The following is an 8,704-nucleotide window of genomic DNA, read 5'->3' on the forward strand; positions in this document are numbered from 1 at the left end:
TGGTGCCCTATCACAGATAGCCTTAGCGATTGCCGGTGAAAGTGAACGTTGGAAACAAGCACGTTTAAACCAACGTTGGAATCACGCAACACAAAGCGCCCTATTCCCAAGTGATAAGTTTTTTAGCGAGCAAGCATCAACAAGCCAAAATCTACATGATACCCAACCGGGTAATTATATTGGTAAACCCTGGGAGCGACGCTATGAACGCTAAATTAAATGCCTTTTTAGCTGAGCGTGAAAATATGCCTTTTGAGTGGGGTGAGCATGATTGTTGTTTATTTGTCTGTGATTGGGTTTTGTGTGCTTCAGGTAAAGACTTAGGTTCGAGTTTTAGGGGGAAATATCGCACCAAAAAAGGGGCATTTAAACAGCTGTTTAAACACGGTTTAAATGATGTTGAAAGTATCTTTAAAGCCAGTTTAAACACCCCTATTAATCCCCTTTATGCCAAACGTGGTGATATTGCTTTGGTTGAGCATCATGATGAATTGGTTGGCGGTATTATTTATATCAATCAAGTGATGTGCGTGGGTGAAACGGGTTTAGTGACGTTGCCTTTTGAGACTGTTGAATGTGTTTATTCATTAAGTGCTTTTATAAAAGCAAAACAACACAAAGCACAATGGGTGAGCAAAGCAGATGAGTAAAATTGTTGATTTAGTGGTAGATACGGGCGGAGATTTATTTGGCCTTGGTCGCTCTATATTTGATAATACGCTTGGGGCTTTGTGGGATAGTTTGACTCCCGATGACCTTGAGGTTGATAATGCGACGCTCAATAAAGGGTTACAAAAAGGCATTGACCAACCCAGACGTATTACGTTTGGCCGTGACCGTGTTGGTGGTGTGATTGCGCACCAAGCAGAAGTTGAACGTGATAAAAAGAAATGGGTTCAGTTAGTTGTGCTGATTAATGGCGCTGCAATTGATAGCTTAGAAGCGATTTATATTGCGAATAAGCAACTGAGTCATTATCCCAGTGACAGTTACAATTATTCATTAAGTGATGGCAGACATAACACTGCCAATGCAATGGCTGTCAGTAAAATGGCTGGTTGGACAACTGCGCACATTGGTTTTAACCAGGCACATGTGTTTTTGGAACTTGAAAATAACCGTGAAGTATTCCCTGATGGTATCAGTGATTGTGAGTTTTTAATTCGTGGTGCCCGTGTTTGGGACCCCAGAGACAGTGCACAACTTGCTGATGATGAAACAACCTGGTTGTGGAGTCAAAACGCGGTATTAAACACCCTGCACTATGTCAGGTTCTTTGGTGCACATGACGTGCCTTTTAGTCGGCTACCGATAAACTGGTGGATAGCGGCAGCGAATGTTGCCGATGAAGATGTTGAATTTACTGATAAAAACGATGTTGTTGCAACTGAAAAACGCTACACCGTAAATGGCACGTTTCAATTTACCTCCAATCCGTTAGCGGTTTTAAATCAGTTAGAGCAAAGCTTTGCGGGTAAAGTATTTAGACAAATGGGCCAATGGTATATCAGAGTCGGCGCCTGGTATGGTCAACCCACTTTTACGATTAATCAAAAAGATGTACACGGTAATGTTAAAATAAAATGGCATGCTGATTTACGTGACAGAGCTAATATTGTCAGAGCAACCTTTGTTGACCCAAATCAAAACTATGAACGTACCGATGCCCCGCCTGTGATATCTCACCAATATCAGTTAGATGATAATCAACCACTTGAAAAATCAATCACGTTACCATTTGTACGCAGCAGTACGACGGCACAGCGTCTGGCTTTAATCACGCTTGAACAATCACGTTTAGGACGTATTGAAATTCCTTTGAAACATGCTGGTTTAGCTGCTGCAGTAGGACGCACCATTTATGTCAACTTAACTCACGAAGCCATTAATAATAAGATTTACCGGGTGGTTGAGCGTCGCTTTAGAATCGATGGCGGCGTAACGATTATCGCAGTTGAAGATGGTACTAACCTATGGGCTGATGACTTAGTACCAGGTGAGCAAGATTTAACACCCAATAGCGATTATGTGACGGGTCCGCCACAGGCTATTTTTGATGCGCGGGTAGAAATTAACGGCGATGGCATTGGTGTTTTAAAGTGGCAGCACCCTACTCCCTTGGCTGTCGAAAACTATCTTATTGAGCTATCACATTATGGTCAAAGCAGCTCAGTATCATCACAGCAAGTTACCTTTACGCAATCTAATATTCCCTCTCTAAATCTGGGTATTTACACAGCCAAAATTAGAGCCGTTAATATATTTGGTCAGCACTCCCCGTCTGTATCTGTTCAGTTTGTTATCAAAAACCCAACTGTACCATTTATTCATGTTAATGCTGATTTTAATCAAATCACCTTAACAGCATCACTGGCCGATGCGGGAATTGGCACTCAATTCGAGTGGGAGTATTTAGGCTCTCTGGGAGTGCCAGCTTCAGGTAACTTAGTAAAAACGCAAATTTATAATCAAATTGGTCTAGAACCTGAAACTGAGTATTCATTTAGATGCCGCTCTGTTAATCATTTAGGTAATTCTGACTGGGAAAATGTCACAGCAAAAACAAAAAAAGCCGACTTACTAGAATATATTTCTGACATTCCCATTTCAAAGTTTGATAGTGAAGTTAATGATTTATTAGACCAGGTTAAAAATATTCAAGGTGAAGACACGCTGCCTGTTGTTATTGATAATATTTTCAATGATATTGACGGCTTAAAAAACCTAGAATCTTCAATTTTTGACGATTATAAACAAATTGCAATTGATGCAATTTATCAAAGCACAGAATCCGCATTGCGTGATGTTGATGTCGTTGATTATACAAATCAGTTATCGAGTTGGAAGTTAGAAATAGATAACGAACTGGCAGCGCTGATTTTACAAGCCGGTGCAATTTCACCTGGCGAATGGACCAATTATAAATCTAAAGTAGATGCGCTTGAGGGGACGTTTACTGCCGTTGCATCTAAACAAACTGAAATTGATGGTATTACCAAAAACAATACTACGACGATTAGTCAGGTAAATAATCGCCTCACGTTCTTAGAAGAACAAACAGAAATAGGAGACTTTGCAGCAAGAATAAATAGCTTAAAACTAGAATTAGATGGCAATACTAATAGTATAAATCAGCAAGCAACGTCCATTATGCTGAACGATTTAGACCAAGTAAATCAAATTTTAGAGGGCGGTTTAACAGATGCGAATTTAGCTGAGTTAGACATAGACATTAGCTTTGCTAAAAAATCATTAACAGCACTGACTGATGAAACCCAAGCAGTGGCTCAAAGTAATGAGAAATTATATGCACAGTTTGACGAGTCACAAGCAGGCTTAAAACATACTAATTCAGTATTAACTAATGCCATAAAATCACAAGCACAAACTAAAACTGAACTGGCATCAAAAATACAGGATGAAACCAGTAAACGTGAAGCTGCCATTTTACGTGTTGATAAAACTTTAGTTGACGATAAAACAGCCACAGCCATTGCATTAAGCTTAGTACAATCAACAATAGAAGATGAAGTCAGCCTTAGAACATCTGAAATATTACGTGTTGATAAAAGCTTTGTAGACGAGCAAACAGCGACAGCCACAGCAATTTCTACTGTCACTGCGCAAATCGCAGATGAAGCAAGTGTTAGAACGTCTGAAATTTCACGGGTTGATTTAAGCGTTGTCGATGCTAATAGTAGTCGTGCAACGGCTATCAGCGGTGTCACAACACAAATAGAAACAGAACAAAGTACCCGCACATCTGAAATTAATCGGGTAGATGAAAGTATAAGCGATGCTAACAGCACTCGGGCTACTGCTATCAATGGCGTTACCGCACAAATCACAGCAGAGGGAAATGCGAGGCAATCTGAAGTCACCCGACTTGACCAAAGCATAGCGCATGAATCTTGGGTGACTTCAACTGCGATATCCAATGTCACAGCAAAAATTGAGAATGAATCAAGTAGTCGCAGAGCGGATATATCACGTGTAGAGCAAAGCGTGGTTGATGAAGCAAGCACCCGCGCAATATCTGATTCAAGTATACAAGCAAGTGTAAACAGTGAAGCAGGTGCCCGTTCTGCAGCAATCAATACAGTTAACCAAGCCATTGTAGATGAAGCAAACAACCGTTCTCAAGCTATCAGTAGTTTAAGCGCGCAAGTATCGTCAAATGATGGTGATATTTCATACGCTCATTTAATACTAAACTCACAGCAAAACGAAATAAACGGCTTGCAAAGTCAAGTGTTTTTAGGGACAGATTACAATGGCCGAGTATCAGGTATTTATATCAATGGTTCATCGTCACAATCGAAAATAGAAATGGCAGCAAGCCAAGTCAGTTTTGTTGACGATTATGGCAATGCGGTCATTGATTGGGATTTATCGGTTAAAAAATACATGTTCAATGGTGGCTTAACTGCAGGTATCTCTATTAGTTCGCCGGTTATTCGTGGAGCTGATATTGAAACCGTGCGATTAATTGCATCAGGTACCATCTACGATGCCATTAACGCCTCTAACAACTCTAGCAAGGCACCCGCTATCACAGCGATTAATTTTGGTTCAAGCAGGGCCATCGCTGCCAATTCACAACAAGGTATAGGCATTACTGGCTGGGGTAAAACAAGAGGCATTGAAGGCGGTGTATCTTCTGGTGGGTATAGTTTTTATGCCATAGGCTCAGGCTCACATACCAACTATGGACCATTTACCGGTGCACATGATGGTTTAGTTGATATCAATCACAGTCAAATACAACAAGGTGACATTGTATGTGATGTGTCAGTGATAGCTACAAATGGTATTTCAGATGCCATTTGTAAAATGACCTTATCATCACAGGTTAATCAAAAATCAGCCCGTGGTGTATTAGTGCAACGTAGCCCTTTAGATACCAGCGATATGCCTGCCGCATTAGGTGACGAACCCGAAACAGCCGCTTTAGCACTGATTTATGATCACATCATATTTAATGCATTAGGCGAAGGTGTGATCAACGTATGTGGTGAAAATGGTGATATTAAAGTCGGTGACTTGATCACCACAAGCAATACACCAGGTAAAGGCATGCGCCAAGCAGATCAAGACAACATCAAACCTTTTACTGTTGCCCAAGCGCGACAAAACATCACATTTTCATCAGCAAACGAAATCAAACAAATTGCCTGCATTTACAAATGCGGTTAATTGGAGAAACAACATGGCACTAACATTAAATATCGCAGCCGATAACGGCTTAAACTTGCCCGATGCTGTATTAGTTATCGATCAACTTAATGTAACTAAGCATATTAGTGATGGTTACACCTTATCTCTTAATGCCACACCCGAGGGTGCGATATATCAAGCAAACAACATTCCAAAAGAATCTACGGGCTTAGCGTTTAGAGTGCAAATATTTGCTAATGAAGATATGGTGCGCCAAGGTAAACAGCCTATTTGCCAGTTACCTAACGATAAACAACCAAACCAAGCCTTATTTACCTTGCAGCTTGATACCAACAATACCGAGCAGCCTTTAGCACTGGCTTATGCTCACATTCAAAACTTATACCCTAAAGCACAAGTGTGTGATTTAGCTGATATTGGAGTGCAATAATGGCAGGTTTTTTAGAAGCGGTTAATACCGTTAGTATCGGTGCAGCAAGTAAAACGGTAAATATAACCGGTAATATAAATTGTGATTTTGTAAGCTCAGGTACCGCTTTATTTATTGGTAACTATACCGTTATTGAAGCAGTGGCAGGCACCGCACCCGATGTAAACGGCAATAGCACAATCACATTAAAACACGATTGGCCCAATGCAGCTGTAAACAACACATCATTATTAGCATTTAATACCCTAGAGGGCTTACGCGATGCCATTAATAACAGCAAATCAATTGCTGATAGATTAGTCGCAATTACCCAAAAGTTTCAAATAATATTAACCAGCACTAATGCCACCGAGGCGATTGCCGTTAGCAATAGCGAAAATTACAACGCCACCCCATATCAATATTTAGTAAACACATTCAATACCTTTAAAGCACAGGCTGAAACTGACGTACAAGCCATGCTTGATACTATGAGCACCAGTTTAAATACCTTAATTGGTCGTCAAGGCTATAACGAATTTGATGCAGAAATGGCAGCAGGGAAAGCCAAATATGCGGCAAGTGGTTTTGTCAGTATGGGGTGGGGTCACTCAAGCGGAAACATAGGCAATGGTTTGTGGTCTTATCCTGCATATACAAACAGACTAACCATAGGTAAATCAGGAGTCACATCCGGTTGGAACGCAGAGTCTAACTCTTATTTCGCAGTAATAAACATTTCAGGCATTGAAACACAGCTGAATAGTTTATGTACTGCCTCAGAAAACCTATGTATCATCAAGTTTCCACCACCAGAAGATGGCAGGCGAACATATAATAAAGCCTCTGGCGAATCAATCATTCACGCAACATCTGCTATCGCGTTTGCTTCTGAAACAGCAGATATTGAAGTGGTCACAGACAGGGTTGATGCTTGGGGCTTTGAGGCTCATTTAGCTGAGGTGACAACACAAAACCCATTTGTATATCCAAATGGGTTACCGCAATCATTAGCCACAACAATGAATGGTATTGCAACCACTGCCAGTAACCGCCCTACTACCTATTATGCCTGGTATGAAGGCGATACGACATCAAAAGGCAAAGGGGTTGATTGGTTTGCCGCCAATACTCTCCAGCGCGAGGCGATGTTTGCTGACAAAAAAAACAAACTGTATTTAATAGAGGGTAAAATCTATCAGTGGCGTGTAAAAGGACGCTCTTTTGCAGGGGCTGGCAATGGGGATTGGTCGCATATAGATTCTAAATTGTCAGGGAACTTAGCTTTAGGTTCTACTGGAATAAATGCCACGACAGTAAAACCACAAGGTCAATTAGATGTACCGGGAGTAAGTTATTTTGATACAACGTCACACGCATTAAATGTGAATTCTGAAAGAGGTGTATTAACTTCTCGTGATGCGACAACAAGTGAGTTTAATCACTGTTACATGTTGGTTTGCGGTACGGTTAATAGGTTGAACCTTGGAGTTTATCATCCGAGCCATAACAAGTCAGGCGCAAGAAAGGCGAACAACACCGCAACCAATGTAACAGGTAGTGTATGGTCTTTATCTGATGCACTTACTCCAACATCACGCGCCTTGTGCTTTAACATTTTTGATGCCTCAAGTAATGCTACAGATTTTGGAGGAGCAGTGATGTCTGGCATCATAGGAACTTCATCAGGTCGACCAGATGGTCGTTTCGCAGATGCGATTTATGCCAGTGGTCAAGGTGGCGTACAGCGTGACATGCGTTTAAGCGCGTGGGACATGCGCGATGAAGAATGGCAAGCAGCCGATGCTAATCATAAAAACGGTACTGCTATGGGTATTGAAAAAGAGGTGTTCACATGGTTTATTGCGGAGACAGTGACGGTTGGCGGCACTTCTGTATATAGCTTTGCGAATAATAGTACAATCTCTTTTTCAACATCTGCATCAACAAACCCTAGAGATACGATAACTAATATATTCTCGGGTGCAAATGCGACTCACTATTTATTGTCAGGAGACAATGGTAATGCGATGGTGATAGAGCGCGAGAACCAAGTTACCTCAAGTATGAATTGGCCTTACTCAAATAACTCTGTGTATATGTACGGTTCTGGTGATGTAACGGAAGAATTTAATGCCAAATTTCCTGCCGGCACAGTTTTGCAGATTGGCGCAATGAAAGAACTAAACACCTCAGTCGGTGGCGAGTTTACAGCATTAGATGTACTAGGCGACCCTGCTAATATTGTATTAAATCCAGATTTAAAAGAGGGTTGGGCGGGGCGTTGGAATCCTGTTATTCCTGATGGCACGACCCAAGCTGTTGAAATATCGCGGCCAATTGCAAAACCAATAGCCGCATATCAAACAGCTGATAACGGTACTACTTGGACAGCGGATAACAACGATTGGGTTAACTATGTTGCATACAATAATGTTTTAAATGGTTTTAATATATCCTCTGCGGCTAATTTATCATTTATTTTTGCATACACCGCAAACGCCAAAGTCACTAAATCAGTTGCTAATGCTAAAATACATCAAGAAATAAGAGGTATTGGAAAAGTATTCTTTACTCAAAATTATGCACAGCGACAGTTATGCTATTCACTAACTGACAATATTATAACGAGAGCGTCACATGGTTATAGTGAATCGACTGTGAACTTAGATAATTTCGGACGAATGCTTGATGGCACTATGTATCCAAATAGTACCAGAGCATACACTTTCCCCATCTTTTTTCCATCGCCAACAAGTAATAGCCCAGCTCTAAAAGCTTTAGATTATCGCGTAAACAATAACGGCGCAGCCTATATCCATTACGCAGCAACCGAACTAAAGCACGATGGTACTGATTGGGGCGATGATGGCTTAATTCATGTAACGGATAATGAATCAACACTTACCGATTTAAACAATAACCTGGTTAAAAATGTCACGCACAGAACCGAACAGCTAGGGTGGATAAAAAACAATGTCTAATAAAGGGTCTAGTACAATTAAAACGCATACGTTTGAGCATATTAATGATGTGCCTTTAAAAATAAAGGCGTTTTATGTCGAGAACGAGCAAGGCCAAGTGCAGTTAATTACTAAAACTGAAACGTGTTCACTT

4 protein-coding genes and 1 pseudogene are annotated in these 8,704 nt (G+C 40.9%); all 5 read left to right on the plus strand.

Going from position 1 to position 8,704, the window contains the following annotated elements:
- Positions 1 to 214: pseudogene (locus CJF42_RS23745) on the plus strand (hypothetical protein); the annotation flags it as partial.
- Complete coding sequence (locus CJF42_RS23750; protein ID WP_095369027.1) at positions 204 to 650, plus strand: DUF6950 family protein; 447 nt, start codon at positions 204 to 206, stop codon at positions 648 to 650. The pseudogene CJF42_RS23745 and the gene CJF42_RS23750, both read left to right, overlap by 11 nt.
- Entirely contained in the window at positions 643 to 5,196 is a 4,554-nt protein-coding gene (locus tag CJF42_RS23755; RefSeq protein WP_095369028.1) for a hypothetical protein, read from the plus strand. The genes CJF42_RS23750 and CJF42_RS23755 overlap by 8 nt, the downstream gene beginning before the upstream one ends.
- A gap of 13 nt (positions 5,197 to 5,209) precedes the next feature.
- Positions 5,210 to 5,608 carry a hypothetical protein gene (locus CJF42_RS23760; RefSeq protein WP_095369029.1) on the plus strand — a complete coding sequence of 133 codons (399 nt, stop codon included), beginning with the start codon at positions 5,210 to 5,212 and terminating at the stop codon, positions 5,606 to 5,608.
- Positions 5,608 to 8,571 carry a hypothetical protein gene (locus tag CJF42_RS23765; RefSeq protein WP_095369030.1) on the plus strand — a complete coding sequence of 988 codons (2,964 nt, stop codon included), beginning with the start codon at positions 5,608 to 5,610 and terminating at the stop codon, positions 8,569 to 8,571. Before CJF42_RS23760 ends, CJF42_RS23765 begins: the two co-directional genes overlap by 1 nt.
- Positions 8,572 to 8,704 lie beyond the last annotated feature (133 nt).

Origin of the sequence: Pseudoalteromonas sp. NBT06-2, assembly GCF_002276045.1 — a bacterium.
In the GTDB taxonomy this organism is placed as follows: Bacteria; Pseudomonadota; Gammaproteobacteria; order Enterobacterales; family Alteromonadaceae; genus Pseudoalteromonas.